The organism is Streptomyces sp. NBC_00102, assembly GCF_026343115.1.
Lineage (GTDB): Bacteria > Actinomycetota > Actinomycetes > Streptomycetales > Streptomycetaceae > Streptomyces.
In genome coordinates, this window is sequence record NZ_JAPEMC010000001.1 from 4,900,519 (window position 1) to 4,919,521 (window position 19,003).

Annotated in this window: 19 protein-coding genes; 11 read left to right on the forward strand and 8 right to left on the reverse strand. The window is 72.5% G+C overall.

The genetic code is table 11. The features are described 5' to 3' along the window. Positions 1-157: 157 nt before the first annotated feature. The 5 genes from hisN to OHA55_RS22005 form a co-directional block, all read right to left on the reverse strand. Positions 158-958 carry a histidinol-phosphatase gene (gene hisN, locus OHA55_RS21985; RefSeq protein ID WP_266708901.1) on the reverse strand — a complete coding sequence of 267 codons (801 nt, stop codon included), beginning with the start codon at positions 956-958 and terminating at the stop codon, positions 158-160. Positions 959-1,052: 94 nt separating this feature from the next. Beyond that, positions 1,053-1,376, reverse strand: a complete 324-nt coding sequence (locus OHA55_RS21990; protein ID WP_266708903.1) for a multidrug efflux SMR transporter — start codon at positions 1,374-1,376, stop codon at positions 1,053-1,055. 133 nt (positions 1,377-1,509) lie between these two features. Then, the gene (gene rsgA / locus OHA55_RS21995) at positions 1,510-2,526 is read right to left on the reverse strand and encodes a ribosome small subunit-dependent GTPase A (RefSeq protein ID WP_266708905.1); all 1,017 of its coding nucleotides are present in this window, start codon (positions 2,524-2,526) and stop codon (positions 1,510-1,512) included. A gap of 3 nt (positions 2,527-2,529) precedes the next feature. After that, positions 2,530-3,879, reverse strand: coding sequence for a 3-phosphoshikimate 1-carboxyvinyltransferase (gene aroA, locus OHA55_RS22000; RefSeq protein ID WP_266708907.1), 1,350 nt, complete (start codon positions 3,877-3,879; stop codon positions 2,530-2,532). 102 nt (positions 3,880-3,981) lie between these two features. Further along, a complete protein-coding gene (locus tag OHA55_RS22005) occupies positions 3,982-4,695 on the reverse strand; it encodes a M50 family metallopeptidase (RefSeq protein WP_266708909.1) in 714 nt (237 codons plus the stop codon). Positions 4,696-4,748: 53 nt separating this feature from the next. On the opposite strand from OHA55_RS22005, the gene OHA55_RS22010 reads away from it, so the two are divergent. From OHA55_RS22010 to OHA55_RS22050, 9 genes are all read left to right on the forward strand, one after another. Further along, positions 4,749-5,564 carry an SOS response-associated peptidase gene (locus OHA55_RS22010; RefSeq protein ID WP_266708911.1) on the forward strand — a complete coding sequence of 272 codons (816 nt, stop codon included), beginning with the start codon at positions 4,749-4,751 and terminating at the stop codon, positions 5,562-5,564. A 31-nt stretch (positions 5,565-5,595) separates the two neighbouring features. Continuing rightward, entirely contained in the window at positions 5,596-6,255 is a 660-nt protein-coding gene (locus OHA55_RS22015) for an alpha/beta family hydrolase (RefSeq protein ID WP_266708913.1), read from the forward strand. Positions 6,256-6,636: 381 nt separating this feature from the next. Continuing rightward, positions 6,637-7,293, forward strand: a complete 657-nt coding sequence (locus OHA55_RS22020) for a sigma-70 family RNA polymerase sigma factor (protein WP_266708915.1) — start codon at positions 6,637-6,639, stop codon at positions 7,291-7,293. Continuing rightward, a complete protein-coding gene (gene rsrA, locus OHA55_RS22025) occupies positions 7,290-7,610 on the forward strand; it encodes a mycothiol system anti-sigma-R factor (protein ID WP_266708917.1) in 321 nt (106 codons plus the stop codon). Before OHA55_RS22020 ends, rsrA begins: the two co-directional genes overlap by 4 nt. Positions 7,611-7,801: 191 nt before the next feature. Next, positions 7,802-9,262 carry an HD-GYP domain-containing protein gene (locus tag OHA55_RS22030; RefSeq protein ID WP_266708919.1) on the forward strand — a complete coding sequence of 487 codons (1,461 nt, stop codon included), beginning with the start codon at positions 7,802-7,804 and terminating at the stop codon, positions 9,260-9,262. A gap of 44 nt (positions 9,263-9,306) precedes the next feature. After that, positions 9,307-10,524 (forward strand): HD-GYP domain-containing protein, encoded by a 1,218-nt coding sequence (locus OHA55_RS22035; RefSeq protein ID WP_266710944.1) that lies wholly within the window; start codon positions 9,307-9,309, stop codon positions 10,522-10,524. 81 nt (positions 10,525-10,605) lie between these two features. Beyond that, positions 10,606-11,598: a hypothetical protein gene (locus OHA55_RS22040; RefSeq protein WP_266708921.1), complete on the forward strand. Its 993-nt coding sequence runs from the start codon at positions 10,606-10,608 to the stop codon at positions 11,596-11,598. A 119-nt stretch (positions 11,599-11,717) separates the two neighbouring features. Next, a complete protein-coding gene (gene def, locus OHA55_RS22045; protein WP_266708923.1) occupies positions 11,718-12,356 on the forward strand; it encodes a peptide deformylase in 639 nt (212 codons plus the stop codon). A 190-nt stretch (positions 12,357-12,546) separates the two neighbouring features. Further along, complete coding sequence (locus OHA55_RS22050; RefSeq protein ID WP_266708925.1) at positions 12,547-13,284, forward strand: D-Ala-D-Ala carboxypeptidase family metallohydrolase; 738 nt, start codon at positions 12,547-12,549, stop codon at positions 13,282-13,284. A gap of 51 nt (positions 13,285-13,335) precedes the next feature. Here OHA55_RS22050 and OHA55_RS22055 read toward each other — a convergent pair whose 3' ends face one another. Continuing rightward, positions 13,336-14,319, reverse strand: a complete 984-nt coding sequence (locus tag OHA55_RS22055) for a GlxA family transcriptional regulator (RefSeq protein WP_266708927.1) — start codon at positions 14,317-14,319, stop codon at positions 13,336-13,338. 81 nt (positions 14,320-14,400) lie between these two features. Between OHA55_RS22055 and OHA55_RS22060 the strand changes: the two genes are divergently transcribed. Both OHA55_RS22060 and OHA55_RS22065 read left to right on the forward strand, forming a co-directional pair. Beyond that, entirely contained in the window at positions 14,401-14,622 is a 222-nt protein-coding gene (locus OHA55_RS22060; protein WP_266708929.1) for a hypothetical protein, read from the forward strand. A gap of 115 nt (positions 14,623-14,737) precedes the next feature. Beyond that, positions 14,738-15,415 carry a 1,4-alpha-glucan branching protein gene (locus OHA55_RS22065; protein ID WP_266708931.1) on the forward strand — a complete coding sequence of 226 codons (678 nt, stop codon included), beginning with the start codon at positions 14,738-14,740 and terminating at the stop codon, positions 15,413-15,415. A 64-nt stretch (positions 15,416-15,479) separates the two neighbouring features. On the opposite strand, the gene OHA55_RS22070 is transcribed toward OHA55_RS22065, so the two are convergent. Both OHA55_RS22070 and OHA55_RS22075 read right to left on the reverse strand, forming a co-directional pair. Further along, complete coding sequence (locus OHA55_RS22070; RefSeq protein ID WP_266708933.1) at positions 15,480-16,502, reverse strand: ribonucleotide-diphosphate reductase subunit beta; 1,023 nt, start codon at positions 16,500-16,502, stop codon at positions 15,480-15,482. Beyond that, positions 16,502-18,910: a ribonucleoside-diphosphate reductase subunit alpha gene (locus OHA55_RS22075; protein ID WP_266708935.1), complete on the reverse strand. Its 2,409-nt coding sequence runs from the start codon at positions 18,908-18,910 to the stop codon at positions 16,502-16,504. Before OHA55_RS22075 ends, OHA55_RS22070 begins: the two co-directional genes overlap by 1 nt. Positions 18,911-19,003 lie beyond the last annotated feature (93 nt).

Sequence of the window (19,003 nt, forward strand, 5' to 3'; positions counted from 1 at the left end):
GTTCACAAGCGGGGGTTTCAGGATGACACCCCGCCCGTGACCCGACAAGGGGTGCGCGGAGTGGCCACAGGGCGTGCGCGCGCACGTCCCACGGCCCCCGTGCGCCCCTGGCGCTCCGCCGACCGGGGCGGAACCCCGGCCGGGACAGGTGCAAGCGTCAGTAGCGCTGGTTGAGATAGCCCAGCAGCTCGTCGTGGAGCAGGCCGTTCGAGGCCGCCGCGTTGCCGCCGCCCGGGCCGGGGACGCCGTCCAGGGCGGTGAAGCTGCCGCCCGCCTCCTGCACCACGATCGCGGTGGCCGCCATGTCCCAGAGCGAGAGCTCGGGCTCCGCGCACATGTCCACGGCCCCCTCGGCGACCATCATGTACGACCAGAAGTCGCCGTATCCCCGCGTCCGCCAGCAGGCCCGCGACAGGTCGAGGAAGCCGTCCAGCCGACCCTGCTCCTCCCAGCCGGTCAGCGAGGAGTAGGCGAAGGAGGCGTCCGGGATCTGCCCGACCTTCGAGACCTCGATCCGGGTCGCGGAGGTGAGACTGCGCCCCGCGTACGCGCCGGAACCCTTCGCCGCCCACCAGCGCCGGCTCAGCGCGGGCGCGGAGACCACGCCGACCACCGGCTGGAAACCGTCCTCGCCCGCCTCCATGAGCGAGATCAGGGTGGCCCAGACCGGCACCCCGCGCACGTAGTTCTTCGTGCCGTCGATCGGGTCGATCACCCAGCGACGGGGGCCGGTGCCCTCCAGTCCGTACTCCTCGCCCAGGATCGCGTCGCGCGGGCGGGCCCGGTGCAGATGGCCCCGGATCAGCTCCTCGGCGGCCTTGTCGGCCTCGCTCACCGGAGTCATGTCCGGTTTGGTCTCCACCTTGAGGTCGAGGGCCTTGAACCGGTCCATCGTCGCCGCGTCGGCGGCGTCCGCCAGTACGTGGGCGAGACGCAGGTCATCGTGGTAGTCGGACATGGCGTCACAGTATCCAGCCGGGTCCGCACGGGGCCACACGGCCCGGCACCACACGGCCCGCGGACCCCGGATCCCGCCCCCAGGGGGGTAGGGGTCAGTGCGCCGAGCCGGAGAGCTGGAGGCCGATCACGCCGATGATCACCAGTGAGATCGAGACGAGCTTGAGGACGGACACCACGTCGTCGAGGAAGATCATGCCGTAGATCGCCGTACCGGCGGCCCCGATTCCGGTCCACACCGCGTAGGCCGGGCCCACGTCGAGTTTCCGCAGCGAGAGCGTCAGCAGGCCGAAGCTGGCGAGCGCGAACGCGGCGAACGCGATCGTCGGCCAGAGCCGGGTGAAACCGTGCGACAGCTTCAGGCACACGGCGAAGCCGGTCTCCAGCAGCCCCGCGACCACGACCAGCAGCCACGCCATCGTCCGTAGTCCTCCGCGTCGGTCACCGGGTCCGCCTGCTCGCTGCGATTATGCCCCTACCACGCCCGTGCGGTCGCAAACGTGCGCGAGTCGTGGCGGGTCCACGCGCCGGTGACGGCGGGCCCGCTCCCGCTCAGTCGCCCTCGCGCCGCTCGCGCGTCGCCAGCAGCCGGCGCAGCGAGTAGAGCCGCGCCGGGTCCGCGTGTCCGTCGGCCACCCACGCGTCGAGCGCGCACTCCGGCGCGTTGTCGTCGTGGGCGCAGCCGCGCGGGCAGTCCTCGGTGCCGGGCTGGAGGTCGGGGAAGGCGTTGATGACCCGGGACGGGTCGATGTGGTGCAGGCCGAACGAGCGCACGCCCGGGGTGTCGACCACCCAGCCCGCGCCGTCCGGCAACGGCAGCGCCAGCGCGGAGGTGGTGGTGTGCCGCCCCCGCCCGGTGACCGCGTTGACATGACCCGTCGTACGCCGCCGGTCCTCCGGCACCAGGGCGTTGACCAGCGTGGTCTTGCCAACCCCGGAGTGCCCGACGAAGGCGGTGATCTTGCCGTTCAGCTGCTCGCGCACCCGGTCGGCCGCGTCACCGTTGGCCAGTTCGTCGCGGTTGGTGACGATGAACGGCACGCCCAGCGGGGTGTACGCCTCCAGGAGCTTGTCCGGGGAGGCCAGGTCGGACTTGGTGAGCACCAGCAGCGGGGTCAGCCCGCCGTCGTACGCGGCGACCAGGCACCGGTCGATCATGCGCGGGCGCGGTTCCGGATCGGCGAGCGCCGTGACGATGGCGAGCTGGTCGGCGTTGGCCACCACCACCCGCTCGAACGGGTCGTCGTCGTCGGCGGTGCGCCGCAGCACCGAGCGGCGCTCGCCGATACGGACGATCCGCGCCAGGGTGTCCTTGTCGCCGGAGAGGTCCCCGACGATCGACACGGTGTCGCCGACCACGGCGGCCTTGCGGCCCAGATCGCGGGCCTTCATGGCGACGACCGTCCGCCCCTCGACGAGGCAGGTCAGCCTGCCCCGGTCGACCGTGAGGACCATGCCGTCCTCGGCGTCCTCGTGCTTGGGCCGGGTATGGGTGCGGGGGCGGTTGCCCTTGCGGTTCGGACGGACGCGGATGTCGTCCTCGTCGGGGTTCTTCCCGTAGCGGCGCATCCTCTAGGCTCCGGCACCGAGCATGCCGGTCCACATGTCCGGGAAGTCCGGCAGGGTTTTCGCGGTCGTCCCCACGTTCTCGATCTCCACCCCGGGCACCGCCAGGCCGATGATCGCGCCCGCCGTCGCCATCCGGTGGTCGTCGTAGGTGCGGAACACCCCGCCGCGCAGCGGGCGCGGCCGGATGTGCAGCCCGTCCGCCGTCTCGGTGACGTCACCGCCGAGCTCGTTGATCTCCTTGGTGAGCGCGGCCAGCCGGTCCGTCTCGTGCAGCCGCAGATGGGCGACACCGCTCAGCGTGGAGGGGGAGTCGGCGAGCGCCGCGACCGCCGCGATGCCCGGCGTCAGCTCACCGACCTCGCTCAGGTCCGCGTCGATGCCGTGGATACGGCCCGAACCCGTGAAGGTCAGGCCCTGCGGCGTCAGCTCGCAACTGCCGCCCATCGCCGTGAACAGCTCCCGCAGCGCGTCCCCGGGCTGCGTGGTGCGCTCCGGCCAGTCGCGTACGGTGACGCGCCCGCCGGTCACCAGGGCGGCGGCCAGGAAGGGCTGGGCGTTGGAGAGGTCGGGCTCGATGGTCAGGTCCCGGCCGAGCAGCGCCGAGGGAGAGACTCGCCACACGTCCGGCTCGCCGCCCGTCTCCGGCTCGTCCACCTGGGCACCGACCGCCCGCAGCATCTCCACCGTCATCCGGATGTGCGGCATCGACGGCAGGGCCGAACCCACGTGCCGTACTTCCACGCCCTGGTTGAACCGGGGGGCGGAGAGCAGCAGCGCGGAGACGAACTGGGAGGAGGCGGAGGCGTCGATGCGCACCGGGCCGCCCTCCAGCGCGCCCGCGCCGTGCACGGTCAGCGGGAGCGAGCCGCGCCCGCCGTCCTCGATCCGGGCGCCGAGCGCGCGCAGCGCGTCGATGACACCGTGCAGCGGCCGCTCGTAGGAACGCGGATCGCCGTCGAAGCGGACCGGGCCGTCCGCGAGCGTGGCGACGGGGGGCAGGAAGCGCATGACCGTACCGGCGTTGCCGACGTCGACCGTGACCGGGCCGTGCAGCCCGGCGGGGATGACCCGCCACGCCTCGCCCGTCAGGTCCGGGCTCCCGGGCGCCGCCGCCGAACTCGACGAGACGGTCTCCTCGATGCCGACGCCCATCGCGCGCAGCGCCTGGGCCATCAGCAGGGTGTCGCGCGAGCGCAGCGGCCGGCGCAGCCAGCCGGGCTCGGCGGAGAGCGCGGCGAGGACCAGCGCCCTGTTGGTGACCGACTTGGAACCGGGCACGGTGACGGTCGCGTCGACGGGGCCGCTCGCGTGGGGGGCGGGCCAGAGGGCGGGGTGCACGGAACTTTCGGTCATGCCCTCACTTTAGGGCCTCTCGTCCGGCCCGTGCCGGGCGCGAGGGGCCCTGAGGGCTGAGGCTCCCCGATCGGGCCGCCCCCGCCGCCCGCACGCGCCGGTTCAGACCCCCAGCAGCCAGCGCCCGCCGCCGATCAGGGAGCAGAGCGACACCGCGTGGAAGAGGAACAGCCAGAGCCAGGCCGGGGCGTCCGTCAGGCGGGCCAGCTGGTCCGCGTCGGAGTCGGGGGCGCCGCCGTGGCGGCGCTTGGACTGGAGCTCGAAGACCGGCCGGACCCCGCCCATCAGCAGGAACCAGACCACCGCGTACGCGAACGCCGACTGCACGGCGGCCGAGGTGAGCCAGGAGACCAGCAGGAAGAGGGAACCCGTGAAGATCACGGTCAGCGCCCCGAACAGGTTGCGGATCATCACCAGCATCACCGCGAGCAGCGCGGTGGCCAGCCAGAGCAGCAACGTGATGCGGCCGTTGGTCAGCAGCCAGGCGCCGCCGAGACCGAGCAGCGAGGGCGCGGTGTAGCCGGCCGCCGCGGTGAGGATCATGCCCATGCCGGTCGGCTTGCCCCGGCTGACCGTCAGCCCGCTGGTGTCCGAGTGCAGCCGGATGCCGGAGAGCTTCCGCCCGGTGCACAGGGCGATCAGTCCGTGACCGCCCTCGTGGGCGATGGTGATCGAGTTACGGGTCAGCCGCCACAGCACGTTGGGGACGACGGCGATCAGCGCGGCGGTCGCGGTCACCACCACCAGCCACTGTTCCGGTGCGGGCTGGGTGCCGAACACCCTGTCCCACAGGGCGCCCAGTTCGTTGCTGTCCATTGCGGCTGGGACTCCTTGCGGCGGGGACGGGGTGTCGTGGCAGGCTGGCAGACATGTGCGGACGTTATGCGGCGAGCCGGCGGCCCGAGGACCTGACCGGACTCTTCCAGGTGGAGCGGTGGGACCCCGACGAGACCCTGGCCCCCGACTGGAACGTGGCGCCGACCAAGGAGGTCTACGCCGTACTGGAGCGTCCCTTGAAAGACGCCGCGGACCGTCGTCCGGTTCGCCAGCTCCGTACCCTCAAGTGGGGCCTCGTACCCTCCTGGGCGAAGACGCCGGAGGGCGCCGCGCGGATGATCAACGCCCGCGCCGAGACCGTCCACGAGAAGCCCTCTTTCCGCAAGGCCTTCTTCCAGCGCCGCTGCATCCTGCCCGCCGACGGGTACTACGAGTGGATGACCGGCGCCGACGAGCGGCAGCTGGAGGAGGCGGGGAAGAAGAAGCGCCCGCGCAAGCAGCCGTACTTCGTGACCCCCGCCGACGGGTCCGTCTTCGCGATGGCCGGGCTCTACGAGTTCTGGCGCGACGCCACCCTCCCGCCCGGCCACCCGCAGGCGTGGTGGGCGACCTGCTCGGTGATCACCACCGAGGCGGAGACCACCCCGCTCGCCGTCGCCCCGGCCGAGGGCCCGTCCGCCCTCGCCGACATCCACCCCCGGATGCCGGTGATGCTGACGCCCGACCGCTGGGACGCCTGGCTCGACCCGGCGCGCACCGACGGCGAGGAGCTGCTCGCCCTGGTCGCCCCGCCCGAGGGCGGACTGATGCGCGCCTACCCGGTCGCCACCGCCGTCAGCAACGTCCGCAACAACGGGCCCGAACTCCAGGAGGAGCTGGCCGCGCCCGAGGAGACCACGCTGTTCTGACACCGGTGCCCCTGCGGGCAGGATGAGGCCCATGAGCAGCGAGCGAAGCGCCCCGGGCGGGCGGCCCGTCCGTATCGACACCCCGGCGGGGGAGGCCAGGGTCACCTGGTTCCCCGCCGCCGGCGCCAGGCTGGTGCTGGCGCTGGGCCACGGTGCCGGCGGCGGCATCGAGGCGCGGGACCTGGCGGCCCTGGCGGCCGCCGCGCCTGGACACGGGGTGAGCGTCGCCCTGGTGGAGCAGCCCTGGCGGGTCGCGGGGAAGAAGGTCGCGCCCGCACCGAAGACCCTGGACACCGGCTGGCGGGCGATCTGGCCCGAGCTGGCCGCCCCCGGACTGCCGGTCGTCGCGGGCGGGCGCAGCGCCGGGGCGCGGGTCGCCTGCCGCACGGCCGGGGAGCTCGGCGCCCGTGCCGTACTCGCGCTGAGCTTCCCGCTGCACCCGCCGGGCCGGCCCGAGAAGTCCCGCGCCGACGAACTCCTGGGCACCGGGCTCCCCACCCTGGTGGTCCAGGGCGGCAACGACCCCTTCGGCCGCCCCGCCGAATTCCCCTCCGGTACGCACGAGATGGCCGAGGTCCCGCACGGCGACCACGGCTTCGCGGTGCCCAGGCGTTCGGGCCTGACGGAGGCCCAGGCGATGGAGATCCTGACCGGAGCGGTCACCGGCTGGCTGGACCGGCTCCCGTCCTGAGCCGTTCCGAGCCCCCGCGGTCCCGCCGGCACGTGGTCTCCCTCACACCCCGACCCAGCCGTTCGGGCGCGGGGAATGCGGGCCGCGGGGCCGCTGTTGTTCGGTACATCGGCGCCCGGTACGCCGAAGCGACCGGTACACCGCACCCCGGTGCACCGGCACAAGTCTTCTGGCTGTGGAGAGGGAGTCCGTCGCATGGGTTCGACCATCTGCCCGCGTCGCTCGAACGCCGCGGATCTCGAGTGGACGGTGCTGCACGCGCCGAAGACCACTCCTGACCGCGCGCCGGGCGGAAGCGATCGACCGCACGCACGTAACCAAGGTCGACTATTCTCCGAGGCGAGCGGGTCCGGTTTCGGCCCCGCAACAGCGTTGGAGGAGGTGGGTCCGGTCACTGGTAACGACACAGGGACCGACGACGGCCGCCCGGAGGAGACGACGGACGAGCGGAACGCGCGTTTCGAGCGGGACGCGCTCGTCTTTCTCGACCAGATGTATTCCGCGGCGCTGCGCATGACGCGCAACCCCGCGGACGCCGAGGACCTGGTGCAGGAGACCTACGCGAAGGCGTACGGCTCCTTCCACCAGTTCCGTGAGGGCACCAACCTCAAGGCGTGGATGTACCGCATTCTCACCAATACCTTCATCAACTCGTACCGCAAGAAGCAGCGCGAGCCCCAGCGGAGCGCCGCCGAGGAGATCGAGGACTGGCAGCTGGCGCGGGCCGAGTCGCACATGTCGACCGGGCTGCGGTCGGCCGAGTCGCAGGCTCTCGACCACCTGCCGGACTCCGACGTGAAGTCGGCGCTCCAGGCGATCCCCGAGGAATTCCGCATAGCGGTCTATCTCGCGGACGTCGAGGGCTTTGCCTACAAGGAGATCGCGGACATCATGGGGACTCCCATCGGTACGGTGATGTCCCGACTGCACCGCGGACGCCGTCAGTTGCGCGGCATGCTGGAGGACTACGCCCGCGAGCGCGGGCTGGTTCCCGCCGGCGCCGGTGAGTCGGACGATCGGAAAGGCTCGGCCTCATGAGCTGCGGAGAGCCGCACGAGACGGACTGCTCAGAGGTTCTCGACCATCTCTACGAGTTCCTCGACCACGAGATGCCCGAGGGCGACTGCACCAAGTTCGAGACGCACTTCGGTGAGTGCTCCCCGTGCCTGGAGAAGTACGGCCTGGAGCAGGCCGTGAAGAAGCTGGTCAAGCGCTGCTGCGGTCAGGACGACGTCCCGACCGACCTGCGCTCCAAGGTGATGGGACGGATCGACCTGATCCGCTCCGGCCAGGCCGTGCCGGACCAGGACGTGTCGCTGGGCGACACGGGCCGGCCGGCGGCCACCGCCGAATAGCACCTGGACGACGGCCGGGAGGCGCACCGCGCGGGACGCGGTGCGCCTCCCGGCCGTTCCGGGTTCCGTTCCTTAGCATCCGGCCTCCCGCCGCATCACCCGAACGCGCTAATCAGGATCGTTGCGGCACCTGAGCTCCGACTACTCGCTAGCGTGACGCCTCCATCGACCACGCGGGGGCGGGTGCAGGCATGAGGAGAACACCGGTCGCGGCGTGCGCGTTCATCGCGGCGGTGGCGGTCTGCGCCGCCGGCTGTGTCGCTCCCGTACTCACCCAGGTCCCCCGCTTCGGGGCGCTGACCGCCCACAGCGGCGGGGAGCCCTTGGCCTGGCAGACCCTCGGCCTGCTGGCCGCCCTCTATCTGGCGGGCGAACTCCCCGGCCGCTGCCCCTTCTTCGGGGAGCGGGTGCCCGTCCGGGCCGGATCGTTCTTCCCGTTCCTGCTCGCCGCCGCCTTCCTGCTGCCGCCCTCCGCCGCCGCGCTCGTCGCCGTACCCGGCGCGCTCGCCGGGCGGGTCGAGCACAAGCCGTCCGCCGCTCGCCGGATCTGGCGTGCCGCCCAGCTCGCGGTCACCCTCTGGGCCGCTTCCTCGGTCTTCGGGGCGCTCGCCGGCCCCGCCGCGCTCGGCGGCCCGCACGGGCCGGACGGGCAGCGGGGCGCCGTGCCCGACTTCCCGTACGTGCTCCTGCCCGCCTGCGCCGCCGCCCTCGCCTTCAGCCTGCTGCTCGCCCTGCTCGACGGCGCCATCCGGATTCCGGCCGAACACCTGCCCGTACGGAACGCCTGGCACGGGCTGTTCGCCTCCTCGACCGGGCCGCATCTGGTGCACGCGCTCGCCGGGCTGATGATGGCGGTCCTCTGGCGCGGCCCGTACGGCCCGTTCTCCTCGCTCTTCGTGCTGCTGCCGATGTACATCTCCTGCTGGGTGTTCGCCCAGTACCACCGGGAGCGGACCGCGCACCGCGCCACCATCCGCGCCCTCGTCCAGGCCGTCGACATCAAGGACACCTACACGCGCGGCCACAGCGAGCGCGTCGGCCGGGCCTCCGTCCTGATCGCCCGCGAGATCGGTATGGCCCCGGAGCGGGTGGAGGCCCTGCGCTTCGCCGGCATCCTGCACGACGTCGGCAAGCTCGGCGTGCCGACCCGCGTGCTGCGCAAGGACGGGCCGCTCACCCCGGAGGAGCGACGGGTCATCGAACTCCATCCCGAGTACGGCCACGAGATCGTGCGGGGCATCGGCTTCCTCGACGAGGCCAGAGCGGCGATCCTCCACCACCACGAGCGGCTGGACGGCAGCGGCTATCCGCACGGGCTCCGGGGCGCCCACATCCCGGAGTTCGCCCGGGTGGTGGCCGTCGCCGACGCCTTCGACGCGATGACCTCGAACCGTTCCTACCGGCGCGGCCGGCCGGTGGCCGCCGCCGTGGAGGAGCTGCGCCGCTGCGCGGGCAGTCAGTTCGACCCCCGGATGGTGCGCGCGCTGGTCCGGGCCCTGGACCGGCACGGCTGGTCGGCGGCGACGGTCACCGTCACCTCCGACGAGGCCACGCTGCCGCCCCCGCGCGGGCAGGCGCCCACCGCCGGGGGAGCGGCAGGCGCGGCGGGCGCGGGCCGGAGCCCCGACGGCGACGGGCGGAGCGAGCGGTGACCGGCCACCGCGGCGGCGACGGACCGCCGCCCGCCGTCCGCGCCCTGCGCGCCGCGGCCCTCGCGCTGACCCTCGTCGCCCTGGTCCACACCCTCTGGTCCGGGCTCGCCGAACCGGGCCACGCCCTCGCCTTCGGCGCCCTGGTCACCGTCGGCGAACTCGCCTGCCGGGGCGCCCTGCCCGGCGAACGGGAGCCCGCGCCGCTCGGCGCCGCCGGGGCCCTCGCGTACGCCCTGCTGGGGCGGAGCGCCGGGGAGCCGACGGGGCAGGGGGTGCTCCAGGTGATCACCGTCGTCACCGCGGCCCAGCTGCTCGCTGCCGTACCCCCTCTGGTGCGCGGCAGCGGGCCCGACCCCGACCGGGCGGCCCGCCGGGTGCTGACCGTGGCCTTCGCCGCCGTCTGCTTCCAGCCGCTGCGCTACGCCGAGCAGTTCACCGGGTCGCTGGGGGAGGGGCCCGCGTACGCCCTCTTCCTTGTCGGGCTGCTGGGCCTGACCGCGCTCTGCGACGCGGTGCTCGCCGCGTTCGTACTGGCGGCGCGGACTCGCTGTCCGTACGGCTCGCACCTGCGCGACGAACTGCGCGCCCTGCCCGGCATCGGGTCGGCGGTCTGCGCGACCGGCGCCGTGATGGCGCTCGGGGTGGCCGTCGCCGGGCTGTGGGCGCTGCCCGTGCTGTGCGTCCCGCTGCTCCTCACCCAGGTGTCCTTCCGCAGGTACGCGGCGGTCCGCGCGACCTACCGGCAGACCATCGTCTCGCTGGCCCGAGCCACCGAGATCGCCGGGTACACCCCGCAGGGCCACGCCCGCAGGGTCGCCGACCTCTGCACGGCGGTCGGGCGTGAGCTGGGGCTGGCGGGCAGCGAGCTGACGGTGCTGGAGTACGCGGCGCTCATGCACGACATCGGCCAGCTCTCCCTGGTCGACCCGCTGGAGGACGGGGCCACCGCCCGGCTGCCCGCCGCCGAACAGCGACGGATAGCCCTGCTGGGCGGGGCGGTGGTCCGGCAGACCGGGGTGGACGCGAAGGTGGCGGTGGTGGTGGAACGGCAGGCCGATCCGTACCGGGAACAGCCACTCACCGCGCGGATCGTCCGTACCGTCAACGCGTACGAGGACCTGTGCGGGGAAGGCGTGGCAGGGGCCCTGGCGGCCCTGGAGGAGTTGCGCATCGGCACCGGCCACGACTACCAGCCGCAGGTGGTCGAGGCGCTGGCCGGAGTCCTGGCGAGGGGCGGCCCGCCCCGGGTGGGAGCGGGGTAACCCATGGGTAATGAGCGGGCGTCCGGCCGGGCATGGTTGGATGCGAAAGAAGAGGGTGTCCAGTCGGGACAGGCGGGAATCGTGAGGATCTTCGGGAAGGCACGGCATCGGCCGTCCGCCTCGTGGCGGCAGGCCACGGACCGCGCGTTCACGCTGATCGGCGACGGCCGGTACGAGGACGCGGGAGCGCTGCTGACGCGCGCGGCGGACCTGGAACCCTGGCTCTCCGAGTCCTGGTTCAACCTGGCGCTGCTCCACAAGTTCCGGCACGACTGGGAGCAGGCCCGCTCGGCGGGGCTGCGGGCCGTCGCCCTGCTGGACCGCGAGTCCGGGGCGCCGGACTGGTGGAACGTGGGCATCGCCGCGACCGCGCTCCAGGACTGGCCGCTGGCCCGCCGGGCCTGGCAGGCGTACGGCCTGAAGGTGCCCGGCACCGGGCCCCAGGGCAACGCCGCGACCACCGAGCCGACCGGCATGGAGCTGGGCAGCGCCGCGGTGCGGCTGTCGCCGGAGGGCGAGGCCGAGGTGGTCTGGGGCCGCCGGCTCGACCCGGCCCGGATCGAGGTGCTGTCGATCCCGCTGCCGTCCTCCGGGCGCCGCTGGGGCGAGGTCGTGCTGCACGACGGGGTGCCCAACGGGGAGCGGGTGACCGCGGCCGGCCCCTCGTACCCGGTCTTCGACGAGATCGAGCTGTGGGCGCCCTCGCCGGTGCCGACCTGGGTGGTACTGCTGGAGGCGGCCACCGAGGAGGACCGGGACGCGCTGGAGAAGCTCGCCTCGGACGCCGGGTTCGCCGCCGAGGACTGGTCCTCGTCGGTGCGGCTGCTCTGCCGCTCCTGTTCGGAGAGCCGGATGGAGAGCGACGAGGGCGACGGCGAGCACCTCGACCCGCACGACCACAGTGAGCCCGGTCACCCCGGCCCGCTCGGACACCGCACCGCGGGCGGCCTCTGGGTCCCCGAACGCGAGTGCGGGCTGGCCGCTCCGGCCGGACTGGTGCGGGGACTGCTGGACGGCTGGGTCGCCGACAGCCCGGACAGCCGCGAGTGGCGGGATCTCGAAGAAGTCTGCTGACCGCGCCCCCGGGCTCCGTCTCCCCGTAGGCTGTACGGGCACCGATCCGGTGCGGATCTGCCCGGACTCGGGTTTCGGGTTTTCGGGGTTCACGGTTTGCAGGAAGGCGTACGGCGGACATGTCGCAGCAGGAGACGGACGAGCGGATCGGCGTGGACGACGAGGGTTTCGTCGTGGACACGGAGGACTGCGAGGAGCGTGAGGCGGCGTACCGCGAGCGCGGCACCTCCCGTCCGATCACCGTCGTGGGCAACCCGGTCCTGCACAAGGAGTGCCAGGACGTCACGGAGTTCGGCGACGAGCTGGCGCGGCTGATCGACGACATGTTCGCCAGCCAGCGGACCGCCGAGGGCGTGGGCCTGGCCGCCAACCAGATCGGTGTGGACCAGAAGGTCTTCGTCTACGACTGCCCGGACGACGACGGGGTGCGCCACGTGGGTGTCGTGGTCAACCCGGTCCTGGAGGAGTTGCCTCCGGAGGCCCGGGTGCTGGACGACTCCAACGAGGGCTGCCTGTCGGTCCCGACCGCCTACGCCGAGCTGGCCCGCCCGGACTACGCCGTGGTGAGCGGCCGGGACGCGCGGGGCAACCCGATCAAGGTGCGGGGCACCGGTTACTTCGCGCGCTGCCTCCAGCACGAGACGGACCACCTGTACGGCTACCTCTACATCGACCGGCTGTCGAAGCGGGACCGCAAGGACGCGCTGAAGCAGATGGCCGAGGGCACCCCGCGTTACGAGACCGTGCCCAACGCCTGATCCTTTACCGCGCTTCGCGGCGCAAGGGGCCCGTCAGCCGGACACCATGCCGGCAGGCGGGCCTCTTGTATTGCCACGGTCGTCAATCGGCCTTTTTCCAGAAGGAGTTGACGCGCGTCGACCCGCTGCGTCAGGCTCGCTCCCACGTTCAGCCGCGAGTCACATTCCACCGCGAGAGGGAGCACCCCACATGCTCAGGCGTACCGCGCGTGTCCTGCTCGGATTTGTCATGACCATCTCACTGGCGTGGGGCGGGGCCGTGCTCACGGCCGGAACCGCCCACGCGGACGGCTGTTTCACCTTCAGCCGCACCCTGTCCTCCGGCGCCACCGGCAGCGACGTCACCCAGCTCCAGATCCGGGTCGCCGGATACCCCGGCTACAACTCGGTGCTCGCCGTCGACGGCTCGTACGGCCCCGCCACCACCGCCGCCGTCAAGCGCTTCCAGGCCGCCTACGGCCTCACCGCCGACGGCATCGCCGGACCGGCCACCCAGGCCAAGATCTACGCGCTCCAGGACGACGACTGCACCCCGATCCACTTCACGTACCCGGAGCTGAACACCTGCAACAGCACCTGGGCCGGCGGGGCGGTCGCGGCCGGGACGGCGAAGGCCAACGCCCTCACCAGCATGTGGAAGCTGGAGGCGCTGCGGCACGCGCTGGGCGACCAGCCGATCCGTGTCACCAGCGGTTTCCGCTCCACCTCCTGCAATGCGGCGGTGGGCGGCGCCTCGGGCAGCCGGCATCTGTACGGCGACGCCGTCGACCTCGGGGTCGGGGCGCACTCGCTCTGCACCATGGCGCTCCAGGCCCGCAACCACGGCTTCAACGGAATCCTCGGCCCGGGCTACCCGGACCACGGTGACCACGTGCACGTCAACCAGGGCCCCAGCCACTTCTGGTCGGCCTCCAACTGCGGCATCTGACCGCGCTCGGGGGCGTACCCGGGGCTCGCCGCCTCGGGTACGCCCCCGGGCTCAGGCCGCCCCGATCTCCTCCGGCACCTCGGACGGGCCCCGGAACGTCCGCCGGTAGGCCTTCGGGGTCGTACCCAGCGAGCGTACGAACTGGTGCCGCAGGGCCGCCGCGTTGCCGAAGCCGGTCTGCCCCGCGATCGCCTCCATGGTCTCGTCGGAGGTCTCCAGCAGGTGCTGGGCCAGCAGCACCCGCTGCCGCAGCAGCCAGCGGTACGGGGTCGTGCCCGTCTCCTGCTGGAACCGGCGCGCGTAGGTACGCGGCGACATGTGGGCGAGGGCCGCCAGCTGTTCGACGGTCATCTCCTGGTCGAGATGGTTCTCCATCCACGTCAGGGTGTCCCCGACGGTGTCGCAACGGGTGCGCGGCAGCGGCCGCTTCACGTACTGCGCCTGGCCGCCGTCCCGGTGCGGAGGGACCACCATCCGGCGGGCGATGGCATTCGCGACCTCCTGGCCGTACTCCTGACGGACCAGGTGCAGGCAGGCGTCGATACCGGCGGCCGTGCCCGCCGAGGTGATCACCTGGCCCTCGTCCACGTACAGCACGTCCGGTTCCACCCGGGCCAGCGGGTGGCGCCGGGCCAGGTCGGCGGTGTACCGCCAGTGCGTGGTGCAGCGGCGGCCGTCCAGCAGCCCCGCCGCGCCCAGGACGAACGCTCCGGAACAGACGCTCAGCACCCGCGCGCCGCGGTCCACCGCCCGGCGCAGCGCGTCCAGGACCTCCGGGGGGTACTCCCGGTCGATGAAGTGGCTGCCCGCGGGCACGGCGACGAGGTCGGCCTCCTCCAGCCGTTCGAGGCCGTGCTCGGTGGTGAGGGTGAAACCGGCGTGGGTGCGCAGCGCCGGGCCCTCCGCCGACACGACGGCGAAGTCGTGCACCGGCAGCCCCTGGTCGCTGCGGTCGAGGCCGAACACCTCGCACAGGACGCCGAGCTCGAAGGGATGGACCTCGTCCAGCAGTAGAGCGGCGACGTTTTTCAGCATGACGACAGTGTGGCAGTAATTCGATGGTCGACGACAGTCCTGCCACTGCCCGGATGTGTTCCCGGCCGCCAGAGTGGAGCCATGAACACACTCCTGAACCTCCTCGGCGTCACCGTCCTCGCCGCTCTCGTCCTGCTCCCCGCCCTGCTCGGATTCGCCCGTGAGCGCCGCATCTCCCGCGAACTGCGCACCGCCGCACTCGACCGCGACGCCCGCCGCGCCGACCCGCCGGACCCGGTCACGGCCGACCGGACCCGGCCGGCCGCCCGGCGCCCGTACGTGCGGTCCTGGGCGCGCATCTGAGGCAATCGCGCCGCCCCGGTTCGCAGGGGCGCACGGGCGATCATGGGAGCCGGAGCCCCGGCCCGGCGGACGGGCGCCCCGGCTCGACCGGCCCACCCACGGACGAAGAGAGAACATGGCTGTCATCCACCGCACCACCCTGACCCCCGGCAAGCTCGACCTGGTCGCCGCCTGGCTTCCGTCCCAGCCCTGGTACGCGGGCGGCGGCGCCCCCGAACTGGCGAAGGCCGGCGGCTTCCGGCTCGACGACCCGGAGGGCGAGGTGGGCATCGAGTTCATGGTGGTCACCGACGCCTCGACGGACCGCCCGGTCCCGTACCACGTGCCCGTCACCTACCGGGGCGCCCCGCTCGACGGCGCGGAGGCAGCGCTGATCGGCACCAGCGAACACGGGGTGCTGGGCACACGCTGGGTCTACGACGGGGCCCACGACCCCGTGCTGACCGAACGGCTCCTCGCGCTGTTCCACGGCCGCGCCGAACCGCAGGCGCAGAGCGAGTCGGACACCGTCGACCCGACCGTGCACAGCCGGTTCATGGGGGACGACATCCCCGGGAGCGCGGTCGTCGAGACCGTGCGGAGCGGGATGTACGGCACCGACGTCCTGCTGACGGACCCCGTGGGAGGCGGAAGCTGGACCCTGCGGGTGGTGCGAGGACTCAGGGGCGACGCCGAGGAGGCCAAGGGTGACGCGGGACCGCTGCACGGCGAGGTCACCGCGCTCTGGGCCCCGCCGGGAGCGGAGCCGGCCCGGGCCCGGTTCGCCGAGGTGCGTGCCTCGGCCGAGGCCTGACACACGGCGGCGGGCACCCCTGATCCCAGGGGTGCCCGCCGCCGCGTCGTTCGGCCGGCCGCCTTTAGAAGTCGTCGTCGAAGCCGACCGTGCCCTCCACCGCGACCTGGTACGCCGACGGGCGGCGCTCGAAGAAGTTCGTCAGCTCCTGCACGCCCTGGAGCTCCATGAACGAGAACGGGTTCTCGGAGCCGTAGAGCGCCGGGAAGCCCAGCCGGGTGAGCCGCTGGTCCGCGACGCACTCCAGGTACTGGCGCATCGACTCGGTGTTCATGCCCGGCAGGCCCTCGCCGCACAGGTCGCGGCCGAACTGGAGCTCCGCCTCCACGGCCTCCTTCAGCATGTCGGTGACCTGCTGCCGGAGTTCGTCGTCGAAGAGGTCCGGCTCCTCCTTGCGGACGGTGTCCACGACCTCGAAGGCGAAGTTCATGTGCATCGTCTCGTCGCGGAACACCCAGTTGGTGCCCGTGGCGAGGCCGTGCAGCAGACCGCGCGAGCGGAACCAGTAGACGTACGCGAAGGCGCCGTAGAAGAACAGCCCCTCGATGCAGGCCGCGAAGCAGATCAGGTTCAGCAGGAACCGGCGCCGGTCGGCCTTGGTCTCCAGCCGCTCGATCTTCTCGACCGAGTCCATCCAGCGGAAGCAGAACTGCGCCTTCTCGCGGATCGACGGGATCTCCTCCACCGCGTCGAACGCGGCGGCACGGTCGTCCGGGTCGGGCAGGTAGGTGTCGAGCAGCGTCAGATAGAACTGGACGTGCACGGCCTCCTCGAACAGCTGCCGCGACAAGTACAGCCGCGCCTCGGGGGAGTTGATGTGCTTGTAGAGCGTCAGCACGAGGTTGTTGGAGACGATCGAGTCACCCGTGGCGAAGAACGCCACCAGCCGGCCGATCATGTGCTGCTCGCCCGGGGTCAGCTTGGCGAGGTCGGCCACGTCGGAGTGGAGGTCGACCTCCTCCACGGTCCAGGTGTTCTTGATCGCGTCCCGGTAGCGCTCGTAGAAGTCCGGATAGCGCATGGGGCGCAGGGTCAGCTCGAAGCCCGGGTCGAGCAGGTTCTTCGCGGCGGATTCGTTGGCGGTCATTACTGGCAGGCCTCGCAGGACTCGGGGTTTTCCAGGGAGCAGGCGAGGGCCTCCGCGTCGGAGTACGCCTGCTGCACGGGGACGGTGGCGGGGACGGGGGCGGCGGCCTTCGCGGTGCCGGAGGCGGCACGCGCGATCCGGGTCGCCGGGCGCGAACGCAGGTAGTACGTCGTCTTCAGCCCCTGCTTCCAGGCGTACGCGTACATCGAGGAGAGCTTGCCGATGGTCGGCGTCTCCAGGAACAGGTTGAGCGACTGGCTCTGGTCGAGGTACGGCGTACGGGCCGCCGCCATGTCGATCAGGCCGCGCTGCGGGATCTCCCACGCCGTGCGGTACAGCGCGCGGACGTCCGCCGGGATCCAGCCGAAGCCCTGTACCGAGCCGCTCGCGTCGCGCAGCGCCTCACGGGTCCGGGCGTCCCACACTCCGAGCCGCTTCAGCTCGTCCACGAGATACGCGTTGACCTGGAGGAACTCACCGCTGAGCGTCTCGCGCTTGAAGAGGTTGGAGACCTGCGGCTCGATGCACTCGTACACCCCGGCGATCGACGCGATGGTCGCGGTCGGCGCGATGGCGAGCAGCAGCGAGTTGCGCATCCCGGTCTTCGCGATCCGGGCGCGCAGCGCCTCCCACCGCTCCGGCCAGGCCGACGCCGTGTCGTAGTGGTCGGGGTGCAGCACCCCGCGCGCGGCACGGGTCTCGCTCCACGCGGGCAGCGGCCCGGACTTCTCGGCGAGGTCGCAGGAGGCCTCGTACGCGGCGAGCATGATCCACTCCGAGATGCGGGTGGAGAGCTCGCGGGCCTCGGCGGAGTCGAACGGCAGCCGCAGCTGGAAGAAGACGTCCTGGAGGCCCATCGCGCCCAGACCCACCGGCCGCCAGCGGGTGTTGGAGCGGCCGGACTGCTCGGTCGGGTAGAAGTTGATGTCGACGACCCGGTCCAGGAAGGTCACGGCGGTCCGCACGGTGGCGTCCAGCCGCTCCCAGTCGATCGTCCCGTCCACGACGAACGCACCCAGGTTGACCGAACCGAGGTTGCAGACGGCGGTCTCGCCGTCCTCGGTGACTTCCAGGATCTCCGTGCAGAGGTTCGAGGAGTGGACGACCCTGCCCGGCTCGGCGGTCTGGTTGGCGGTGCGGTTGGAGGCGTCCTTGAACGTCATCCAGCCCTGACCGGTCTGCGCCAGGGTCCGCATCATCCGGCCGTACAGCTCGCGCGCGGGGATCGTCCGGCGGGCCAGGCCCTTCGCCTCGGCGGCCTTGTAGGCGACGTCGAACTCCTCGCCCCACAGGTCGACCAGCTCGGGCACGTCGGCGGGCGAGAAGAGCGACCAAACGGAGTCGGCGTCGACCCGGCGCATGAACTCGTCGGGGATCCAGTGCGCCAGGTTCAGGTTGTGCGTACGCCGCTGGTCCTCACCGGTGTTGTCGCGCAGCTCAAGGAACTCCTCGATGTCCGCGTGCCAGGTCTCCAGGTAGACCGCGGCCGCGCCCTTGCGCCGGCCGCCCTGGTTGACCGCCGCGACGGAGGCGTCCAGCGTCTTCATGAACGGCACGATGCCGTTGGAGAGCCCGTTGGTGCCCCGGATCAGCGAACCGCGCGAGCGGATGCGCGAGAACGACAGGCCGATGCCGCCCGCGTGCTTCGAGAGCCGCGCCACCTCGTGGTACCGGCCGTAGATCGAGTCCAGCTCGTCCAGCGGGGAGTCCAGCAGGTAGCAGGAGGACATCTGCGGGTGGCGGGTGCCCGAGTTGAAGAGCGTGGGGGAGGACGGCAGGTAGTCCAGCCGGCTCATCAGTCCGTAGAGCGCCGCGACCTCGTCCACCGCGCGCGCGGAGTCGTCCTCGGCGAGCCCGGCCGCGACCCGCAGCATGAAGTGCTGCGGGATCTCCAGCACCTGGCGGGTGATCGGGTGGCGCAGCAGGTAGCGGCTGTAGAGGGTGCGCAGCCCGAAGTAGCCGAACCGGTCGTCGGCGCCGTCCGTGAGGGCTTCCTCGACCAGCGCGTCCAGCCGCTCGGCGTGCAGCTCCACGAAGGCGGCCGTACGGTCCGCGATCAGGCCCTCGCGGTGGCCGACCGCGACCGAGGCGGAGAAGGACACCGCGCCCTCACCGGCCGCCTCGGCGGCGATGGTACGGGTCAGCAGCCGGGCGGCGAGCCGCGAGTAGGCGGGGTCCTCCGCGATCAGGCCGGCGGCCGACTCGGTGGCCAGGGTCAGCAGCTCCGCCTCGTCGGCGTGCGCGCTGCGGCCACGCAGGGCCGCCGCGGCGACCCTCCCCGGGTCGGTGTCCGGCAGGTCCGCGGTGAGGGCGGTCAGGGTGCGCAGCAGCGCGGCCCCGGGGCCGTCGGCGGGCTCGGTCGTGGTGGCGGCGGACACGGACGCCGGATCGGCGGGCGCGATGGTCACGGTGGTGCTCTCCCTCGCTCGGCTCTGGACCGGCGGGGGGAGGGGAGGGCCGCGGGGCGCGCCACCTGGAGACGGGCAGCACCGCACACGGCG